The sequence below is a fragment of the Streptomyces sp. iso_384 genome (assembly GCF_056172905.1).
In genome coordinates, this window is record NZ_JBWBTT010000001.1 from 5,799,697 (window position 1) to 5,818,705 (window position 19,009).

13 protein-coding genes are annotated in these 19,009 nt (G+C 72.0%); 2 read left to right on the forward strand and 11 right to left on the reverse strand.

Annotation, left to right across the window (positions count from 1 at the left end; translation table 11 throughout):
- Positions 1 to 11: 11 nt before the first annotated feature.
- The 8 genes from AC0VY3_RS25895 to AC0VY3_RS25930 form a co-directional block, all read right to left on the reverse strand.
- Positions 12 to 1,715, reverse strand: a complete 1,704-nt coding sequence (locus AC0VY3_RS25895) for a proline--tRNA ligase (protein ID WP_103512757.1) — start codon at positions 1,713 to 1,715, stop codon at positions 12 to 14.
- 69 nt (positions 1,716 to 1,784) lie between these two features.
- Complete coding sequence (locus AC0VY3_RS25900) at positions 1,785 to 2,351, reverse strand: GNAT family N-acetyltransferase (RefSeq protein WP_475550711.1); 567 nt, start codon at positions 2,349 to 2,351, stop codon at positions 1,785 to 1,787.
- 47 nt (positions 2,352 to 2,398) lie between these two features.
- Positions 2,399 to 3,244: a GNAT family N-acetyltransferase gene (locus AC0VY3_RS25905; protein ID WP_181011120.1), complete on the reverse strand. Its 846-nt coding sequence runs from the start codon at positions 3,242 to 3,244 to the stop codon at positions 2,399 to 2,401.
- 164 nt (positions 3,245 to 3,408) lie between these two features.
- On the reverse strand, positions 3,409 to 4,566 hold the full coding sequence (ispG, locus tag AC0VY3_RS25910; protein ID WP_030629615.1) for a flavodoxin-dependent (E)-4-hydroxy-3-methylbut-2-enyl-diphosphate synthase: 1,158 nt from the start codon (positions 4,564 to 4,566) through the stop codon (positions 3,409 to 3,411).
- Between the two features lie 172 nt (positions 4,567 to 4,738).
- Positions 4,739 to 6,049, reverse strand: a complete 1,311-nt coding sequence (locus AC0VY3_RS25915) for a M50 family metallopeptidase (RefSeq protein WP_475550712.1) — start codon at positions 6,047 to 6,049, stop codon at positions 4,739 to 4,741.
- Positions 6,046 to 7,299: a 1-deoxy-D-xylulose-5-phosphate reductoisomerase gene (gene dxr, locus AC0VY3_RS25920; protein WP_103512777.1), complete on the reverse strand. Its 1,254-nt coding sequence runs from the start codon at positions 7,297 to 7,299 to the stop codon at positions 6,046 to 6,048. The genes AC0VY3_RS25915 and dxr overlap by 4 nt, the downstream gene beginning before the upstream one ends.
- Positions 7,300 to 7,406: 107 nt before the next feature.
- The gene (aroA, locus tag AC0VY3_RS25925) at positions 7,407 to 8,645 is read right to left on the reverse strand and encodes a 3-phosphoshikimate 1-carboxyvinyltransferase (RefSeq protein ID WP_475550713.1); all 1,239 of its coding nucleotides are present in this window, start codon (positions 8,643 to 8,645) and stop codon (positions 7,407 to 7,409) included.
- 96 nt (positions 8,646 to 8,741) lie between these two features.
- Positions 8,742 to 10,697: an acyl-CoA dehydrogenase family protein gene (locus AC0VY3_RS25930; protein ID WP_242736992.1), complete on the reverse strand. Its 1,956-nt coding sequence runs from the start codon at positions 10,695 to 10,697 to the stop codon at positions 8,742 to 8,744.
- Positions 10,698 to 10,895: 198 nt separating this feature from the next.
- Here AC0VY3_RS25930 and AC0VY3_RS25935 point away from each other — a divergent pair, with 198 nt between their 5' ends.
- Positions 10,896 to 11,186 carry a hypothetical protein gene (locus AC0VY3_RS25935; RefSeq protein WP_475550714.1) on the forward strand — a complete coding sequence of 97 codons (291 nt, stop codon included), beginning with the start codon at positions 10,896 to 10,898 and terminating at the stop codon, positions 11,184 to 11,186.
- A 164-nt stretch (positions 11,187 to 11,350) separates the two neighbouring features.
- Here the strand turns inward: AC0VY3_RS25935 and AC0VY3_RS25940 are convergent, their stop codons facing one another.
- The 3 genes from AC0VY3_RS25940 to AC0VY3_RS25950 form a co-directional block, all read right to left on the reverse strand.
- Positions 11,351 to 12,796, reverse strand: a complete 1,446-nt coding sequence (locus AC0VY3_RS25940) for an aldehyde dehydrogenase family protein (RefSeq protein WP_103512764.1) — start codon at positions 12,794 to 12,796, stop codon at positions 11,351 to 11,353.
- 422 nt (positions 12,797 to 13,218) lie between these two features.
- Positions 13,219 to 14,793 carry a PucR family transcriptional regulator gene (locus AC0VY3_RS25945; protein ID WP_475550715.1) on the reverse strand — a complete coding sequence of 525 codons (1,575 nt, stop codon included), beginning with the start codon at positions 14,791 to 14,793 and terminating at the stop codon, positions 13,219 to 13,221.
- Positions 14,794 to 14,978: 185 nt separating this feature from the next.
- On the reverse strand, positions 14,979 to 17,375 hold the full coding sequence (locus AC0VY3_RS25950) for an ATP/GTP-binding protein (protein WP_103512766.1): 2,397 nt from the start codon (positions 17,373 to 17,375) through the stop codon (positions 14,979 to 14,981).
- A gap of 232 nt (positions 17,376 to 17,607) precedes the next feature.
- Between AC0VY3_RS25950 and gabT the strand changes: the two genes are divergently transcribed.
- On the forward strand, positions 17,608 to 18,948 hold the full coding sequence (gene gabT / locus AC0VY3_RS25955; RefSeq protein WP_103512767.1) for a 4-aminobutyrate--2-oxoglutarate transaminase: 1,341 nt from the start codon (positions 17,608 to 17,610) through the stop codon (positions 18,946 to 18,948).
- The last annotated feature ends 61 nt before the right edge of the window (positions 18,949 to 19,009 follow it).

Below are 19,009 nucleotides of genomic sequence, written 5' to 3' on the forward strand. Positions count from 1 at the left end.
CGAGGTACCGGTCAGGCCAGGTCGGCCGTCAGACGGGCGATCGCCTCGTCGACGGTCAGCTCCTCGCGCTCGCCGGTGCGGCGGTCCTTCAGCTCCAGGACGCCGTCGGCGGAGCGGCGGCCCGCGACGAGGATCTTGGGCACGCCGATGAGCTCGGAGTCGGTGAACTTCACGCCGGGCGAGACGCCGGGGCGGTCGTCGACCAGGACCCGCAGGCCGGCCGCGTTGAGCTTCTCCGCGACGTCGAGGGCCAGCTCCGTCTGGAGGGCCTTGCCGGCGGCGACGACGTGGACGTCGGCCGGGGCGATCTCACGGGGCCAGCACAGGCCCTTGTCGTCGGCGGTCTGCTCGGTGAGGGCGGCCACGGCGCGGGAGACGCCGATGCCGTACGAGCCCATCGTGACGCGGACGGGCTTGCCCTGCTGGCCGAGCACGTCGAGCTGGAAGGTGTCGGCGTACTTGCGGCCGAGCTGGAAGATGTGGCCGATCTCGATGGCGCGGTCCAGGGTGAGGCCGGTGCCGCACTTGGGGCAGGGGTCGCCCTCCTCGACCACGACGACGTCGAGGTACTGGTCGACCTCGAAGTCGCGGCCCGCGACGACGTTCCTCGCGTGCTTGCCCTCCTGGTTGGCGCCGGTGACCCAGGAGGTGCCGGGGGCGACGCGAGGGTCGGCGAGGTAGCGGACCTTCTCCAGGCCCTGGGGGCCGACGTAGCCGCGTACGAGGTCGTCACGGCCGACGAAGTCCTCGGCGGTGACCAGCTCGACGACGGCGGGGGCGAGGTGCTCGCCGAGCTTGCCGAGGTCGACCTCGCGGTGGCCGGGGACGCCGACGGCGACGATCTCGCCGTCCACCTTGACCAGCAGGTTCTTCAGGGTGGCGGAGGCGGGGACGCCGAGGTGCGCGGCGAGCGTCTCGATGGTCGGGGTGTCGGGGGTGTCCAGCTCCTCGACCGCGCCGTGCGCCGAGCCGTCGACCGGGGCGAGCGCGAAGGTCACGGCCTCGGTGTTGGCGGCGTAGTCGCAGTTCGGGCAGTCCGCGAAGGTGTCCTCACCGGCGGCGGCGGGCGCCAGGAACTCCTCGGAGGCCGAGCCGCCCATCGCCCCGGAGACGGCGGAGACGATGCGGTGGTCCAGGCCCAGGCGCTCGAAGATCTTGATGTACGCGGCGCGGTGCAGGGCGTAGGAGTGCGCGAGGCCCTCGTCGGTGGTGTCGAAGCTGTACGAGTCCTTCATCTGGAACTCGCGGCCGCGGAGCACGCCGGAGCGGGGGCGGGCCTCGTCGCGGTACTTGGTCTGGATCTGGTAGAGCATCACCGGCAGGTCCTTGTAGGACGTGCACTGGTCCTTGACGGTCTGGGTGAAGATCTCCTCGTGGGTCGGGCCGAGGAGGTAGTCGCCGCCCTTGCGGTCCTTGAGGCGGAAGAGCAGGTCGCCGTACTCCTCCCAGCGGCCGGACGCCTCGTAGGGCTCCTTGGGCAGCAGGGCGGGCAGCAGGACCTCCTGGGCGCCGATGGCGTCCATCTCCTCGCGGACGACGCCTGAGATGTTGTCCAGGACCTTCTTGCCGAGCGGCAGCCAGGACCAGATGCCGGCCGCGTTGCGGCGCACGTACCCGGCGCGGACCAGCAGCTTGTGGCTGAGCGTCTCGGCGTCCGCCGGGTCGTCGCGCAGTGTCTTGATCATCAATCGGGACATGCGCTGGACCTGGGCCATGGTGAACTCCTGCTCGCGAAAGTGGTGAGCCCGAGGTTAACCGGGCGGCGCGGGCGGGCGGTAATCCATTCAGCTCGGGCGCAGCAGCGGCAGGGGCGCTCCCATGACCGCGTACGGCTGCGGCGCGCTCGGGAAGACGACCTGGCGGGCCAGGTCGCGGTAGCCCAGCGAGCGGTACAGCGTGCGGGCCGGGCTGTCCTTGTCGATCGCCGAGAGGATCGACCGGGGGTGGCCGACGGAGTCGGTGATGGCGGTGATCAGGGTGCGGCCGATGCCGCGCTGCTGGTGGTCGGGGTGGACGTGGAGCTCGGTGATGACGAAGGAGTCGTCGAGCCAGCCGTCGGAGCCGGTGGCCCGCAGATAGGGCTCGACGACGGTGGACCACCATTGGGCGCGGTCGTTGGGCAGCCCGTAGACGAAGCCGACGAGCCGCCCGTCGGGGTCGAGGGCGCCGAGGGCGCGGGCGTGCGGGTGTTCCAGGTGCCTGAGGACGATGTGGCGGCGTACGTCGATCTCGTCCTGGCTCAGCCCGAAGGCGGCCGCCTGGACGTGCAGGGCTTCGTCGACGCGGGCGGCCAGGTCGACGGGGCCGATCTCGACGTCGGGTGCTTCGGGGCCTTCTGCGGGAGCTGCCATGCCGGAACCCTACTGGCCGGGGCGGGCGCCCGGGTGAGCGCGGCGGTTCAGAACAGGACGCTCATGAACGCGCCGACCTCGCGGAAGCCGACGCGCCGGTAGGCCTTGCGGGCGGGGGTGTTGTAGTCGTTCACGTACAGGCTGACGACGGGGGCGACATCCGCCAGGGCGTAGCGCAGGACGGCGGCCATGCCCGTTTCGGAGAGGCCCTTGCCGCGGTGTTCGGGGGCGACCCAGACGCCCTGGATCTGGCAGGCCCGGGAGGTGGCCGCGCCGATCTCCGCCTTGAAGACGACCTTGCCGTCGTCGATGCGGGCGAAGGAGCGGCCGGTGCCGATGAGTTCGGCGACCCGGGCCTGGTAGAGGAGGCCGCCGTCGCCGGCGAGCGGGGAGATGCCGACCTCCTCGGTGAACATCGCCACGCAGGCCGGCATCAGGATCTCGGTCTCGTCCTTGCGGATGCGGCGGACCAGCGGGTCGGGCGTGACGTCGGCGGAGAGGCTTTCGGTGACCATGAGGGGCTGGTTGCCGCGGACCTCGCGGGCGGGGCCCCAGCTGGGTTCGAGGAGTCGCCAGAGCTGGGTGGTGGGTTCGGCGGGGCCGACGATGGAGGAGCAGCGGCGGCCGGCCCGGCGGGCCCGGTCGGCGAAGGCACGGACGGCCTCGGGTCCGGCGCAGATGGGGACGAGGTTGGCGCCGGAGTAGCACAGGGAGCGGAGCCTGCCGTCGGCGTACCAGCCCCACATCTCGCCGCCGAGGCGCCATGGATCGAGTCCCGCGACCTGCACGCGGGACGTCACAAAGGCGTTGGCCACGGGCTCGCTCTCCAGAATGGCGAGCGCGGCGCCGAGGTCGCTGGGTTCGAGGACCCGGGTGGTGGTCTGCGTCAACACGAGGGGGCCTCACCATGCGGTCTGCTGATTTCCGCACTGTAACCGACACGGCCCTCGAACGCTGCTCGAGTCCGGGAGCCCGCTTTCCGGGACGGGCCCCGGTACGCCGCCGCCCCGCCGGGCACGGGGCCGGGCGGGGCGGTGAAGGCGTGGAAAGGGGCTGGTCAGGCGCCGATGGAGACCTGGGGTTCGCCGGACGCGATGCCGTCCTTCTCCATCTGCTCGGCGATCTTCATGGCCTCTTCGATGAGGGTCTCGACGATCTTCGACTCGGGGACGGTCTTGATGACCTCGCCCTTCACGAAGATCTGGCCCTTGCCGTTGCCGGAGGCGACGCCGAGGTCGGCCTCGCGGGCCTCGCCGGGGCCGTTGACGACACAGCCCATGACGGCGACGCGGAGCGGGACCTCCATGCCCTCCAGACCGGCGCTGACCTGGTCGGCGAGCTTGTAGACGTCGACCTGGGCGCGGCCGCAGGACGGGCAGGAGACGATCTCCAGGCGGCGCTGCTTGAGGTTCAGCGCCTCCAGGATCTGGAGTCCGACCTTGACCTCCTCGGCCGGCGGGGCCGAGAGCGAGACGCGGATGGTGTCGCCGATTCCCTCGGAGAGCAGGGCGCCGAAGGCGACGGCCGACTTGATGGTGCCCTGGAACGCCGGCCCGGCCTCGGTGACGCCGAGGTGCAGCGGGTAGTCGCTCTGGGCGGCGAGCTGGCGGTAGGCGTTGACCATGACGACCGGGTCGTTGTGCTTGACCGAGATCTTGATGTCGCCGAAGCCGTGCTCCTCGAAGAGCGACGCCTCCCAGAGGGCCGATTCGACGAGGGCCTCGGGGGTGGCCTTGCCGTACTTCTTCAGGAGCCGCGCGTCCAGGGAGCCGGCGTTGACGCCGATCCGGATAGGGGTGCGGGTCTCGGAGGCCGCCTTCGCGATCTCCTTGACCTTGTCGTCGAACTGCTTGATGTTGCCCGGGTTCACCCGGACCGCCGCGCAGCCCGCGTCGATCGCGGCGAAGACGTACTTCGGCTGGAAGTGGATGTCGGCGATCACCGGGATCTGCGACTTCCGGGCGATCGTGGCGAGGGCGTCGGCGTCGTCCTGGGTCGGGCACGCGACCCGGACGATCTGGCAGCCGGACGCCGTCAGCTCGGCGATCTGCTGGAGCGTCGCGCCGATGTCCGACGTACGTGTCGTCGTCATCGACTGCACGGATACGGGTGCGTCGCCGCCGACCGCGACCGTGCCGACCTGGATCTGTCGGCTGACCCTTCGGTCGGCGAGCTTGGTCGGAACGGCCGGCATTCCGAGAGAAATCGCAGTCATGCGCTGTGCATCCCCAAGGTGTGGATCAAGGTCCCGAGATCGGCGGGCTCCAGCCTTCGAGGTTACGGCACCGGAGCCGGGACGGCCGCACCGTGTCGACATGTCCACCCATTGGTGAGCGGCCGGACACAACGCGTGTGCCCGGCCGCAACCCGTGGGGCGGAAGGGACGATCAGGTGATCTTGACGGGGTTCACGATGTCGGCCACCAGGACCAGCAGCGTGAAGCAGATGAAGAGTCCGGCGACCACATAGGCGACCGGCATCAGCCGGGCCACGTCGAACGGGCCCGGGTCGGGGCGCCGGAAGACCTTGGCCAGATTGCGCCGCAGGGACTCCCAGAGCGCGCCCGCGATGTGCCCGCCGTCGAGCGGGAGCAGCGGGAGCATGTTGAACAGGAACAGCGAGAGGTTGAAGCCCGCGAGCAGGAACAGCATCATCGCGACCTGGTTCTGCGCCGGGATGTCGAGGTTCATCACCTCGCCGCCGATCCGGGCCGCGCCCACCACGCCGACCGGCGAGTCGTCGGCGCGTTCGCCGTCGCTGAAGGCGGCGTCCCACAGGGCCGGGATCTTGGAGGGCAGGGCGATGATCGAGTCGACGCCGTTCTCGATCATGTCGCCCATGCGGACGACGGAGTCGCCGAAGCCGAGCGGCACGATCTCGGTCTGCGCGGCGAAGCCGAGGTAGCCCGCCGTGACGTACTCGTTCGGGATGACCTCGCCCCGGCTGTCCTTCTTGGCGACCTTGTTCTCGCGCAGGACCGCGTTGAGCGTCACTTCCTTGCCGTCGCGTTCGACGACGATGGCGGCGGGGCCGACCGTCTCGCGGATGCGGTCCGACAGCGTCGCCCAGTCGTCGACCTCCGTCCCCGCGAAGGCGACGATCTTGTCGCCCTCCTGGAGCCCGGCGGCCTTGGCGGGCGATGCGGCGTCGTCGGCCTTGCAGGTCTGGCGCTTCTCGCTCTGCGCGATCACGCACTGCTGGACGCCGCCGACCTCGGTGGTCTGGGTCTGGAAGCCGAAGGTCATCGCGACGCCCATGAAGATGGCGACCGCGAGGATGAGGTTCATGAAGGGGCCGGCGAACATCACGATGACGCGCTTCCACGGCTTGCGCGTGTAGAAGAGCCGCTTCTCGTCGCCCGGCTCCAGCTCCTCGAAGGCGGCGGAGCGGGCGTCCTCGATCATGCCGCGCCACGGGGAGGTGGAGCGGGCTTCGAGACGGCCGTCGGGGCCCGGCGGGAACATCCCGATCATGCGGATGTAGCCGCCGGCCGGGATGGCCTTGATGCCGTACTCCGTGTCGCCCTTCTTCTTCGACCAGAGCGTCGGGCCGAAGCCGACCATGTACTGCGGCACCCGGATGCCGAACATCTTGGCCGTGGAGAGGTGGCCCAGCTCGTGCCAGGCGATGGAGAAGAGCAGCCCCACGACGAAGACGGCGATCCCCAGGACCGTCAGCAGGACCGAGGTCAGACTCATGCGCGCGCCTCCGCTGTCGCTTTCGCCGTCAGTTCCCGGGCCCGTGCGCGGGCCCAGGTTTCCGCTTCGAGGACGTCCGCGACGCTGAGCGAGGTTCCCGGGGCGGGGGTGCCGTGTTCGGACACCACAGCGGTGACCGTATCCATGATTCCGTTGAAGGGCAGCTGTCCGGCGAGGAAGGCGTCGACGCATTCCTCGTTCGCCGCGTTGAACACGGCGGGTGCGGTGCCGCCGAGCGTGCCGACGTGCCGGGCGAGACCGACCGACGGGAAGGCCTCGGTGTCCAGCGGGAAGAACTCCCAGCTGGAGGCCTTCGTCCAGTCGAAGGCCGGGGCGGCGTCCGGGACGCGCTCGGGCCAGCCGAGGCCGATGGCGATGGGGCCGCCCATGTCCGGCGGGGTGGCCTGGGCGAGCGTGGAGCCGTCGCTGAACTCGACCATGGAGTGCACGTAGGACTGCGGGTGCACCACGACCTCGATCCGGTCGAACGGGACGTCGTAGAGGAGGTGTGCCTCGATGACCTCGAGGCCCTTGTTGACCAGGGTCGCGGAGTTGATGGTGATGACCGGGCCCATCGCCCAGGTCGGGTGGGCGAGCGCCTGCTCCCGGGTGACGTCGGCCAGTTCCGCGCGCGTACGGCCCCGGAAGGGTCCGCCGGAGGCGGTGACGACGAGCTTGCGGACATCGGCGCGGGTGCCGGCGGCCAGCGCCTGGAAGAGCGCGGCGTGCTCTGAGTCGACCGGGATGATCTGGCCGGGAGCGGCGAGCGCCTTCACCAGCGGGCCGCCGACGATCAGCGACTCCTTGTTGGCGAGGGCGAGCGTGCGGCCCGCCTTCAGCGCGGCCAGGGTGGGGGCGAGCCCGATGGAGCCGGTGATGCCGTTGAGCACGGTGTGGCAGGCGCTTCCGGCGAGGGTGGTGGCCGCGTCGGGTCCGGCCAGGATCTCGGGGAGCGGTTCGCCGGCCCCGTACCGGTCCCGCAGCGCCTCGCGCAGGGCGGGGACCGCGTCCTCGGCGGCGACGGCGACCGTGTTCACCCGCAGCCGGCGGGCCTGCTCGGCCAGCAGGGCGACCCGGCCGCCTGCGGCCGAGAGCGCCGTGACCCGGAAGCGGTCGGGGTTGCGCAGGACCAGGTCGATGGCCTGGGTGCCGATCGACCCGGTGGAGCCGAGGATCACGAGATCCCGGCGGCCGTCCGCGGCATCGAAGACGAGATGCGGATCGGCGAGGGGGGCAGGGCTGTCGCTCATGCCCCCCATTGTTGCCGCTCCGGCTGTGTGCGGGGACAGCGCGTCCCGGTGGGCCGCGCTCCGGTCACGGGATCGGGGCCGGGCGTCCACCGGATCGGGGCCGGGCGTCAGGCCTGCGGGCACCCGGCGAAGTCCTGGAACACCTCGTGGAAGCGCGGGAAGGTCTTGCGTACGCAGCCGGGGTCGTCGTACGTCAGGCCCGGGGTGCGCAGTCCGGCGACGGCGAAGGACATCACGATGCGGTGGTCGCCGTGGGTGGCGATCTCGGTGGGCTTCGGCGTGCCGGGGTGGATCTCGATCCGGTCGGGCCCGGTGTGCACGGTGATGCCCATGGCGCGCAGGTTCTCGGCGCACGCCTCCAGCCGGTCGCACTCCTTGACCCGAGTGTTGGCGACGTCCTCGATCGTGACGGGACCGTCGGCGTACGGCGCGATCGCGGCGAGGGTCGGCATGGTGTCGGAGATGTCGCGCATGTTGACGGTGATCCCGCGCAGCCGGCCGGTGGAGCGGACGGTGGTGGCGTCGGCGCCGACGCTGACCTCGGCGCCCATGCCCCGCAGGACGTCGACGAAGCGGAGATCGCCCTGGAGCGCGCCGGTGCCGAGGCCGGGGACGGTGACCTCACGGCCGGTGAGGGCGGCGGCGGCGAAGAAGTAGCTCGCGGTGGAGGCGTCGGGCTCGACGGCGTAGGCGGTGGCCCGGTAACCGCCGGGAGGGACGGTGAAGGTGTTCCCCTCCCGCTCCACCTCCACGCCGAAGTCGCGCATCATCGCGAGGGTGATCTCGACGTACGGCGCGGAGACCAGCTCGGTGACCTCGATGCGCAGGCCCTTCGCGGTGAGCGGCCCGAGCATCAGCAGCGCGGTGAGGTACTGGGAGGACTCCCCCGCGTCCAGGGTGAGTTCGCCGCCCACGATCCCGGCGGCCCGGACGGTCAGCGGGTGGTGCCCTTCCGCTTCCCCGTGGCGCAGGTCGACGCCGAGGGCGGTGAGGGCCCGGGTGAGCGGGGCGAGCGGGCGGCGGCGCATCTGGGCGGAGGCGTCGAAGCGGTACGTGCCGGAGGCGGCGGCCGCGACGAGGGTGGGCAGGAAGCGGGCGGTGGTCGCGCCGTCGCGGCAGTAGACGTCGGCGTCGGTGGCCGCGGGGCCGCCCGGGCGGCCCTCGACGCGCCAGCGGTCGGCCTCCTGCTCGACCGCGTAACCGAGGTTCTTCAGCCCTTCGGCGAAGCCCTCGGTGTCGTCCGAACGCAGCGGTCGCAGCAGGGTGGTGGTGCCGTCGGCCGCGGCGGCCAGGAAGAGAGCGCGGGCGGTGACGGACTTGGAGCCGGGGATGTCGATGACGGTCACGGCGCTCATCCTGCCCTGCGGCGGGCGGGGTGTACGGGGTACGTCCGGTGCGTGGACGCGGCGGACGCACCCGACGTATCCCGTACGGGGCCGCGTCTAGCGCACCGGTCGGTGCTGGTTCTCCTGGACGGAGGGGCCGGGGGTGGCGTCCGCGATCCAGGGGCCTTCGCCGCTGGGGTCGACGACGCCTTCCTCCAGCCAGGTGTACGTCCCCGACAGGACGCCGTCGACGACGCGCCGGTCGAGGTCGTCGGTGTTGGACCACAGCCGGGTGAACAGCTCCTCGACCCGGATGCGGGCCTGCCGGCAGAAGGCGTCAGCGAGCTGGTACGCCTCCCGCCCGTGCTCCCCCGCACTGCGCAGGTGCTCGGCGCGGACGCAGGCGGCGCTCATCGCGAAGAGCTCCGCGCCGATGTCGACGATCCGGCCGAGGAAGCCCTGCTTGGTCTCCATCCGCCCCTGCCAGCGGGACATGGCGTAGAAGGTCGACCGGGCGAGCCTGCGCGAGCACCGCTCGACGTACCGGAGGTGACCCGAGAGGTCGCGATGCCCGGAAGGACTGAACTCACCATACGTACGCGGGAGTTGTCCGGCGCCCGTCACCAGCTGGGGCAGCCAGCGGGCATAGAACCCGGCGGCGTTGGCGCCCGCCTTCGCCTTGGCGGAGAGCGGCTTGTCGGGGTCGATGATGTCGCCCGCGACCTTGAGGTGGGCGTCGACGGCCTCGCGGGCGATCAGCAGATGCATGATCTCGGTGGAGCCCTCGAAGATCCGGTTGATGCGCATGTCGCGGAGCATCTGCTCGGCCGGGACGGCCCGCTCGCCGCGGGCGGCCAGCGACGCGGCGGTCTCGAAGCCCCGCCCGCCGCGGATCTGGACCAGTTCGTCCGCGATCAGCCAGCCCATCTCGGAGCCGTACAGCTTGGCGAGGGCGGCCTCGATGCGGATGTCGTTGCGGTCCTCGTCGGCCATCTGCGAGGAGAGGTCGACGACGGCCTCCAGGGCGAAGGTGGTGGCCGCGATGAACGAGATCTTCGCGCCGACCGCCTCGTGCTTGGCGACGGGCCGCCCCCACTGCTCGCGTACGGCGGACCATTCGCGGGCGATCTTCAGCGACCACTTGCCCACGCCCACGCACATCGCGGGCAGCGAGAGCCGGCCGGTGTTGAGGGTGGTCAGGGCGATCTTCAGCCCGGCCCCCTCGGGCCCGATCCGGCAGGCGCCGGGGACCCGGACCCGGTGGAAGCGGGTGACGCCGTTCTCGATGCCGCGCAGCCCCATGAAGGCGTTGCGGTGCTCCACGGTGACGCCCGGTGCGTCGGCCTCGACGACGAACGCGGTGATGCCGCCGGGGTGCCCCTCGGAGGCGGGCACCCGGGCCATGACCACGAGCAGATCGGCGACGACCCCGTTGGTGGTCCAGAGCTTCACCCCGTCCAGGACGTAGTCCGGCCCGTCGGGCACCGCGGAGGTGGCGAGGCGGGCCGGGTCGGAGCCGACGTCCGGCTCGGTCAGCAGGAAGGCGGAGATGTCCGTGGTGGCCAGCCGGGGCAGGAAGACGTCCTTCTGTTCCTGGGTGCCGAAGATCTTCAGGGGCTGCGGTACGCCGATCGACTGATGCGCGGAGAGCAGCGCACCAATCGCGGGGCTGGCGGAGCCGACGAGGGCGAGCGCCTTGTTGTAGTACACCTGGGTGAGTCCGAGCCCGCCGTACTTGGTCTCGATCTTCATCCCGAGCGCGCCGAGCTCCTTGAGCCCGCTGATCACCTCGTCGGGGATCCTCGCCTCGCGCTCGATCCGCGCACTGTCGATGTGCGCCTCGCAGAACGCCCGCAGCCGCGCCAGGAACTCCTCGCCGCGCCGGATGTCGTCGGGCGGCGGCAGGGGGTGCGGGTGGATCAGGTCGAGCCGGAAGCGCCCGAGGAACAGCTCCTTGGCGAAGCTGGGCTTGCGCCAGTCCTGCTCCCGCGCGGCCTCGGCGACCTGCCGCGCTTCGCGTTCGGTGACCTTGGGGGCCTTGGGGACCTGGGGGGTGTTGTGTGGTGCGGACATGAGGGACCTCACCTCGCCGCTCGTCGCTGCCGAGCTGCTGCTGTCGGGCTGCTTCCGGGTCTGCTTGTGGTCCGTATGTAACCCGTGTACCCGTGGTTCGGCACCCGCACCAGCCCCCGCGCACGAGGTGGGCCGCCCGGGCGAAGTCCGTCGTCCGTACTGTGGTGCGGCACTTCTCCTGCCCCTGGAGGCTCCCGCATGTCTCTGATACCACCGCTGCTGGGCGGCGCCGTGTTCCTGGCCGGCCTCGCGCTGGCGACCGACCACCGCGGGGCGGCCCGGTGGGTCGTGGAGGTTCTGCTGAACCCGGCCTACGCGGAGCCGAGGCTTCTGCGGCGCTACGCCCGGTGGGGAATCGAACATCCGCAGCTGGACTTCCACCGCGATGCCCTCCGGCGGCGGCAGCTCGTGCGGATCTGGGGAGGACTCGTGTCCGCCCTCGGCCTCCTCGTGCTGACGGTGAGCACCGTGTTCCTGGTGCTCGGCTGACGGCCGATCGCGGCGGGCGTGCCACGTCCCGCGCCGGGGAGCCGGACCCCGGAAGAGACAGGAACGGCCTGAGCCCCCGCACAGTGGGCTCAGGCCGTTCCTTTGCGCGCCCCCGCCCGCACCCGCTGTCCGGGCGGGGGCGCGGGCGGGGGTCGTCCGGGGTATTACAGGGCGAGGCCCGTGAGGACCAGGACGCGCTCGTAGGTGTAGTCGTCCATGGCGTAGCGGACGCCCTCGCGGCCGACGCCGGACTGCTTGGCGCCGCCGTACGGCATCTGGTCGGCGCGGTACGAGGGGACGTCGCCGATGATCACGCCGCCGACCTCCAGGGCGCGGTGGGCACGGAAGGCGGTCTGGAGGTCGTGGGTGAAGACGCCTGCCTGGAGGCCGTACTTGGAGGAGTTGACGGCGGCGAACGCCTCGGCCTCGCCGTCGACCTTCTGGAGCGACATGACCGGGCCGAAGACCTCTTCGCAGGAGAGCTTCACGTCGTCGGGGAGCGAGGCCAGGACCGTCGGGGCGTAGGTGGCGCCGTCGCGCTTGCCGCCGGTGAGGAGTTCCGCGCCGCCCTGGACGGCCTCGTCGACCCAGGACTCGACGCGCTTGGCGGCGTCCTCGCTGACGAGCGGGCCGACGTCGGTGGTGGCGTCGGCCGGGTCGCCGGTGACCAGGGCCTCGACGGCGGCGACGATCTTCGGGACGAGCCGGTCGTAGACCGAGGCGTCGGCGATGACGCGCTGCACCGAGATGCAGGACTGGCCGCCCTGGTAGTTGGAGAAGGTCGCGATCCGGGTCGCCGCCCAGTCCAGGTCCTCGTCCGAGGCGTAGTCGCCGAGGACGACCGCCGCGCCGTTGCCGCCGAGCTCCAGGGTGCAGTGCTTGCGGGGCACCGACTCCATGATCGAGTAGCCGACCGGGCCCGAGCCGGTGAAGGAGATGACCGGCAGCCGCTCGTCCTGGACCAGCGCGGGCATCTTGTCGTTGGGGACCGTCAGGACGGACCAGGATCCGGCCGGGAGGTCGGTCTCGGCGAGCAGCTCGCCCAGGATCAGGGAGGAGATCGGGGTGGCGGGGGCCGGCTTCAGGATGATCGGGGCGCCGACGGCAATGGCCGGGGCGACCTTGTGGGCGCTGAGGTTCAGCGGGAAGTTGAAGGGCGCGATACCGAGGACGGCCCCGCGCGGGAAGCGCCGCGTCAGCCCGAGGCGGCCGGTGCCGCCGAGGTCGGTGTCGAGCCGCTGGGCCTCGCCGCCGTTGAAGCGGCGGGCCTCCTCGGCGGCGAACCGGAACACGGACACGGCCCGGCCGACCTCGCCGCGCGCCCACTTGATCGGCTTGCCGTTCTCCGCCGAGATCAGCTGGGCGATCTCCTCGGTGCGCTCCGTCAGCCGCCGCACGACGTGGTCGAGGGCCGCGGCCCGGACATGCGCCGGGGTGGCGGCGAACTCGTCGCGTACGGCGTGGGCGGCGGCGACGGCCTCCTCGACCTGGACGTCGGTCGGCACGCTGACGGTGCCGACGAGGCGTCCGTCGTACGGGTTGGTGACGTCGAAGCTGTCGGCACCGGTGGCCCGGCGGCCGGCCACCCAGAAAGCGTGGGGCGAAGTCATGGAGGTTCCGGCCCTTCGGAGGTCGTGAGTTCGGAGGTCGTAAGGAGGTGGTGATGACGTGATCACGTACGTCGTGGCGCCCGGGAAGGCTCCCCTCTGTGGTCCCACGGTAGGGCGGACACGCGCTCAAGGCGTTTGTCCGGCGTGGAGCGGAACGGGTGCCGGGTGCTCCGAATTGGCGGAGCGGTCGCCCGGTCCGGCCGCGCCCGGCCTCTCCGTACGCCGCAGCAGATCCGGTACGAGGGTGAGCAGGCCGGTCACCGCGAGGCCCGCGCCGAGCCAGAGCGGGCCCGCAGGCCGAAGCGGTCGAGGCCGAGGCCGCCTGGCGTACGGCGCCGCCACTGTCATCGGCAACGCCGTCGCCGGCCGGCTGCACTCCAGGGTTTTGTACCGATCGTTGCAATACGGTTCGGGCCGGTCGCTCAGCCCTCGGCGGTCGCGGTCGCCGCCGTCGTCTTGAGGGCGAGCCACAGCTCCATGCGGACGTCCGGGTCGTCCAGCGAGCGGCCGAGGATCTCCTCCACCCGGCGCATCCGGTAACGCAGGGTGTGCCGGTGCACGCCCAGGTCGGCGGCGGCGGCGTCCCACTGGCCGTGGCGGGAGAGCCAGGCGCGCAGGGAGGCCACGAGGTCGCCGCGGCCCTTGGCGTCGTGCTCGTACAGCGCACGGAGCATGCCGTCGGCGAAGGCCCGTACCGCGTCGTCGGCGAGGAGCGGCAGGACGGATCCGGCGGCCAGCTCCTCGTGCTCGACCAGCGCCCTGCCCCGGCGGCGGGCGACGGAGAGGGCCTGTTCCGCCTGCTTGTACGCGGCGGAGACGGCGATCGGACCGGAGGGGGCGGAGAGCCCCACCACGACGTCGCTGTCCTCGGCGCCGCCCTCGCGCGGGGCGCGGTCGTCCTGGGCCTCGGCGTAGGAGGCGCAGGCGGCGACGGCGGATCCGCCGTCCGCGGCGAGCACGACGACGCGCTCGCCCTCGGGGACCAGGAGGAGCGCCTCGCCGGTGCGGGCGGCGGCGGCCTCCATCGTCTCGGTGAGGAGTTCGGGCCCGGCGGGCGCGGCGGCCTCGGCGATGAGCAGCCGGAACGGGGCGTCGAGCAGGTCGCCGTAGAGGTCTCCGGCGACGGCCCGCGCGTGGTCGGGCTGTCCGGCGAGGAGCATCCGCAGGACGGCGGCGCCCAGGCGCTGTTCGGCGCCCTGGAGGGAGCGGGAGCGGGCGGTGGTGAGGGTGAGCAGGGCGACGGCGGAGTGCACGGCATACCGCTCGGCGGTGCCGAGTGCGGCTCCGGTGCCGACGGCGAGCGCACCGCGGGCCCGACGGCCGGTGCCCAGCGACTGCAGCTCGACCCGGTCCTCGCTGTCGGCGACGACGATGCTGGCGGGGGCGGGGCGGTCCCGGAGGCGTTCGACGTCGGGGGTGAGGCGGGCGGCGCGGCGGGCGGCCCAGTCGGGGGCGGCGGCGAGGACCGCGCCGGAGGTGTCGTACAGGGCGGCCCAGCCGTCGATGTGGGCGGCGAGCCGGGCGAGGAGATCGGCGGGCCCGTCCCCGGCGAGCGCGGCCCTGGTCAGTTCGCGCTGGGCCTCGAAGCCGGCCGTGACCGCGCGGTACTGGTCGGCGGCGATGGCGGCGGAGACGGCCTTGCTGATGGCGAGGAACGGGGTGCGGCGGGGCACTTCGAGGAGCGGCAGGCCCGCCTCCTCGGCGGCTTCGACGAGCGCTTGCGGGATGTCCTCGTAGTTCACCCCGACCCCGAATCCGACCCCGGCGACCCCGGCCCCGGCCAGCCGCCGCACGTATCGCCGCATGGTCTCGGCGTTCTCGGCGTCGAGGTTGGTGGCGGTCACCAGGAGGAGTTCGCCGCCGTCCATGTACGGGACGGGGTCGGCGAGCTCGCTGGCGTGGGCCCAGCGCACAGGCGTGTCGAGCCGGTCCGTGCCCGCCCGCACGGTGAGCTTGAGCGCCGAGTGCTGGACGAGCGAGGCGAGCGTGGGGGGCATGGGCGGGGAACCCTCAGGTCGGGGACGAGGTCGCGGGTGCCGCCGTACGGACGACCGGATCCCCGGCCGCGACGACGGTCCACATTGCGCCGTCCCGTATGAACGGCTGCCTCCGATTCTGCCAGGCTGGCAGGGTACCGGTAACCGCTCTCCGTCGGCCGTCGCGTTACTTCCGGGTAGCCGTCTCAGCCGTCGAGGTGGACGAGGAGGGGGGGTGCGTGTTCGCCCTGGACGGTCGTGAGGGAGAGGACCGCGTGCCCGGCCGGCACGGAGTACGCCAGCTCCGAGGCCGACCAGCGCTCCCGCTCGACCTGCCGTACGGTCACCGCGTCCGTGGTCACGGCCTTGCCGGTGACGAGCTTGCGCAGGGCGTGCAGGGCGCGGGTGAACGGCTGGTCGGCGAAGACGGTGTGCTGGGCGACCTCGCGGGTCTCGACCCATTCCTTGCCCCAGGCTTCGGCGAAGCGCTTGCCTTCCCAGGTCGTGATGCCGGGGAACGTCATCAGACAGCCGACCGCCCCGAGCAGCGCGGCGTGCAGATGCGGGCCCACATCGTCCAGGGATCGCACGGCCAGGACGGCTCCGGCGTTCAGCTGCCGCAAGCGCTGCACCGCCCGGACCGCATCGGTGGTCATCGCGCTCGCGGCGTCGTCGAGCACGAGCGCCGCGAAGAGCGACGCGTCGCGACGCGCACCGACGCTGGAGACGAACTGCGCGAAGATCAGCCGGGTGAGAATGCGCGAAGCCTCGGGGTGGCTTCGCTCCGGCAGCACGATCCGGACGCGGACCGGGTGCTCCAGGGCGCGCAGCGAGAAGGGCCGTGACCGGCCCCGGGTGTCGAAGAACGCGCTGAAGGCGGGCCGGTCGAGAAAGGCGATCCGGTCGGCGAGCACCCCGCTGAGGTCCGCGGAGGTACCCAGCTGACGCTCGCGCGCGTCGACTTCCCGCAGATAGGAACGGTGCTCCTCCGCATGGAGCTCACCGCGGAGCAGGTCCAGCGCCCGACGGCCGCCGTCGAGGATCTCCCGGAGCTCCGGCAGCGACGGAAAGCGGCCGTGGGCGGCGTTGAAGGGTCCGATCAGCTGGCCCAGTGTGATGGCGGCCCGGCGGCTGTCCACGTCCGGCAGATCACCGGTGAAGGCCTCCGACAGGAGCATCGCGGCTTCGTCCGGGTCGGTGATCCCGCCGTACAGATCGAGGTCGTACACCGAGTCGGCATCGCCGATCTTCACCACGACGTCGTAGGAATCCTCGGGTCCCAGCTCCGCGCCCTCGGCCGAGACGACGACCACGGCCGCCCGCCCGGACAGCGCCTGGAGGGACAGGGACTCCACCACCGGCCGCACCAGGCGTCGGGTCCGGTCGGCGCCGTGGGGGCCGACGGCCAGGAGCGAGGTGCCGAGGACGGAAGGGTCGAGAGCCGCTCCCGCACCTCGCCGGGCGGAAGGGTTGCGCGGGTGTTCCGCGTAGACGCCCACCTTCACCTGAGCGGTCAGCAGATCGTGGGTGGCTGCGCGGACCGGGAGGTCGCGGTCGCCGGAAGGATGCAGGCAGGCCGCCGCCCCCTGCTTCATCACTCCGTCGACGAAAACCCCGGGGGAAAGCGCGCCCGCCTCCACCCGCGACCACGCATGGTCGATCCTCGCGCAGTCGACGTCGCTCAACCGTTTGCCCGCGACCTCGGCAGCCAGCCGGTCGGCGGCTCCGGGCTGCCCCGCCGCCCGCAGCCGCGGCCACCCGGCGGGGTCTTCCCCGGTCTCGGGTTCCGCTTCAGGGGCGACCACGGCGGCGGGGCCGGGCTTCCGGAAGGCCCGCAGCCACCCGCCCGTCCGGGCGAACGGCCACAGCACGACGCCCGCGACCAGAAGGTTGACGGCGATCCCCAGCGCGGCGGCGGTCTCCGGGTCTCCACGGAGCGCGGACATCGGGATCAGCAGATGGACGATCGCGTAGAAGAAGGGGAGCAGGTTCGTCCCGAGGACGATCCACACCGCCAGAAGTCCGGTCACCATCCCGGCCAGCGCCCGGCCCGGCTGCGGCCGGTCCAGCACGAGCCTGCGGTACAGCGCCGGCCAGTTGCCGAGCCGGCCGCAGAAGTAGATCAGGACGGCGGCGAAGAGGCTGTTGTAGACGGCGCTGGCCGTGCGCGCGGACTGTCCGGGTTCACCGCGCCACCAGTCGGAAGGGGTGAACAGTTTCAGGGGCAGGCGCTGCACCGCGATGTAGTCGGTGCTCCAGACGGCCCACGCGAAGACCCCGCAGGCGATCGAGATGAGCGCGCCCACGACCAGAGCGCGGGTGGGCACCTCGCCGGGGCCTCCGGCCGGCTTCGGCCGGTACTCGTACCGCCAGAGGCCCGGCTCCGCGTCCGCCCGATGGGCCCGCATCCAGTGCCGCACGTCGAAGACCGCGGCGGGCGACCGGGGCGGGAGCGGAGGCATGGGAGGCGGAGGCGGGGTGGGACGGGGCACCCGGACGGCGGCATCGCTGTCGGGGGAACGGCCGAGCCATCGCGCGCCGGCATCCTCCGCACCCTGCCCGCCCTGCTCACGCTGCGGGTCGTACGTGCCCTCGGTGCCCATTGCCACTGCTCCCCTGACGTGCCAAGGCGGTATCTCGGTGCAGTCGCTCAATCTAGTACCCGCATTCAGCGCTTCATGGTCATTCCCGGTACCCGGACCGCCTCATCCCGCCATCTGTCCGCCAAGGACAAGGACACGCCCCCACCACTCCCGATCGGAGCATGCCCGCACCCCTCCCCCACCCCTAGCCTGCGAGGACAAGAGCGTCCGAAACATCCCCCAGGAGCCCCTCATGACCGCAATCCCGCAGGAGCGCCGCGTCGTCACTGCCATCCCCGGCCCGAAGTCGGCTCTGCTGCAGGCTCGCCGTGTCGCCGCCGTCGCCGCAGGTGTGGGCTCCACCCTGCCGGTGTTCACCGCCCGTGCGGGCGGCGGGATCATCGAGGACGTGGACGGCAACCGGCTGATCGACTTCGGGTCCGGGATCGCCGTGACCTCCGTCGGCGCGTCCGCCGAGGCCGTCGTACGCCGGGCCTCCGCGCAGCTCGCGGACTTCACCCACACCTGTTTCATGGTCACGCCGTACGAGGGGTACGTCGAGGTCTGCGAGCAGCTCGCCGAGCTGACGCCGGGTGACCACGCGAAGAAGTCCGCGCTGTTCAACTCGGGCGCCGAGGCCGTCGAGAACGCGGTGAAGATCGCCCGCGCCTACACCAAGCGCACCGCCGTCGTCGTCTTCGACCACGGCTACCACGGCCGCACCAACCTCACCATGGGCATGACGGCGAAGAACATGCCGTACAAGCAGGGCTTCGGCCCGTTCGCGCCCGAGGTCTACCGTGTCCCGGTCGCCTACGGCTACCGCTGGCCGACCGGTGCCGAGAACGCCGGGGCCGAGGCGTCCGCGCAGGCCATCGACGCGATCACCAAGCAGATCGGCGCGGACAACGTCGCCGCGATCATCATCGAGCCGGTGCTCGGCGAGGGCGGCTTCATCGAGCCCGCCAAGGGCTTCCTCCCGGCGATCGCGCAGTTCGCCAAGGACAACGGCATCGTGTTCGTCGCGGACGAGATCCAGTCCGGCTTCTGCCGCACCGGCCAGTGGTTCGCCTGCGAGGACGAGGGCATCGTCCCGGACCTGATCACCACCGCCAAGGGCATCGCGGGCGGTCTGCCGCTGTCCGCCGTGACCGGCCGCGCCGAGATCATGGACGCCGCGCACGCGGGCGGCCTGGGCGGTACGTACGGCGGAAACCCGGTGGCCTGCGCCGGTGCGCTCGGGGCCATCGAGACGATGCGCGAGCTGGACCTGAACGGGAAGGCCAAGCGGATCGAGGAGGTCATGAAGGGCCGCCTCGCCGAGATGCGGGCGAAGCTCCCGAACGGCGACATCATCGGCGACATCCGCGGCCGCGGCGCGATGATCGCGATCGAGCTGGTGAAGTCCGGCACGAAGGACCCGAACCCGGAGGCGGCGGGCGCGCTCGCGAAGGCCTGCCACGCCGAGGGGCTGCTCGTCCTCACCTGTGGCACGTACGGCAACGTCCTGCGTTTCCTGCCGCCGCTGGTGATCGGCGAGGACCTGCTGAACGAGGGCCTCGACCTGATCGAGCAGGCTTTCGGCCGGCTCTGATCCGTCGAAGATCTCAGCGAACCGGAATGCGGGCGGAGCGGCCTTTCGCCGCTTCCGTCCG

Bases quoted from the DNA above. Each gene is read 5' to 3' on its own strand.
- AC0VY3_RS25895 (WP_103512757.1), bottom strand. From the start codon at position 1,715: ATGGCCCAGGTCCAGCGCATGTCCCGATTGATGATCAAGACACTGCGC.
- AC0VY3_RS25900 (WP_475550711.1), bottom strand. From the start codon at position 2,351: ATGGCAGCTCCCGCAGAAGGCCCCGAAGCACCCGACGTCGAGATCGGC.
- ispG (WP_030629615.1), bottom strand. From the start codon at position 4,566: ATGACTGCGATTTCTCTCGGAATGCCGGCCGTTCCGACCAAGCTCGCC.
- AC0VY3_RS25915 (WP_475550712.1), bottom strand. From the start codon at position 6,049: ATGAGTCTGACCTCGGTCCTGCTGACGGTCCTGGGGATCGCCGTCTTC.
- dxr (WP_103512777.1), bottom strand. From the start codon at position 7,299: ATGAGCGACAGCCCTGCCCCCCTCGCCGATCCGCATCTCGTCTTCGAT.
- AC0VY3_RS25930 (WP_242736992.1), bottom strand. From the start codon at position 10,697: ATGTCCGCACCACACAACACCCCCCAGGTCCCCAAGGCCCCCAAGGTC.
- AC0VY3_RS25935 (WP_475550714.1), top strand. From the start codon at position 10,896: ATGTCTCTGATACCACCGCTGCTGGGCGGCGCCGTGTTCCTGGCCGGC.
- AC0VY3_RS25940 (WP_103512764.1), bottom strand. From the start codon at position 12,796: ATGACTTCGCCCCACGCTTTCTGGGTGGCCGGCCGCCGGGCCACCGGT.
- AC0VY3_RS25945 (WP_475550715.1), bottom strand. From the start codon at position 14,793: ATGCCCCCCACGCTCGCCTCGCTCGTCCAGCACTCGGCGCTCAAGCTC.
- AC0VY3_RS25950 (WP_103512766.1), bottom strand. From the start codon at position 17,375: ATGGGCACCGAGGGCACGTACGACCCGCAGCGTGAGCAGGGCGGGCAG.
- gabT (WP_103512767.1), top strand. From the start codon at position 17,608: ATGACCGCAATCCCGCAGGAGCGCCGCGTCGTCACTGCCATCCCCGGC.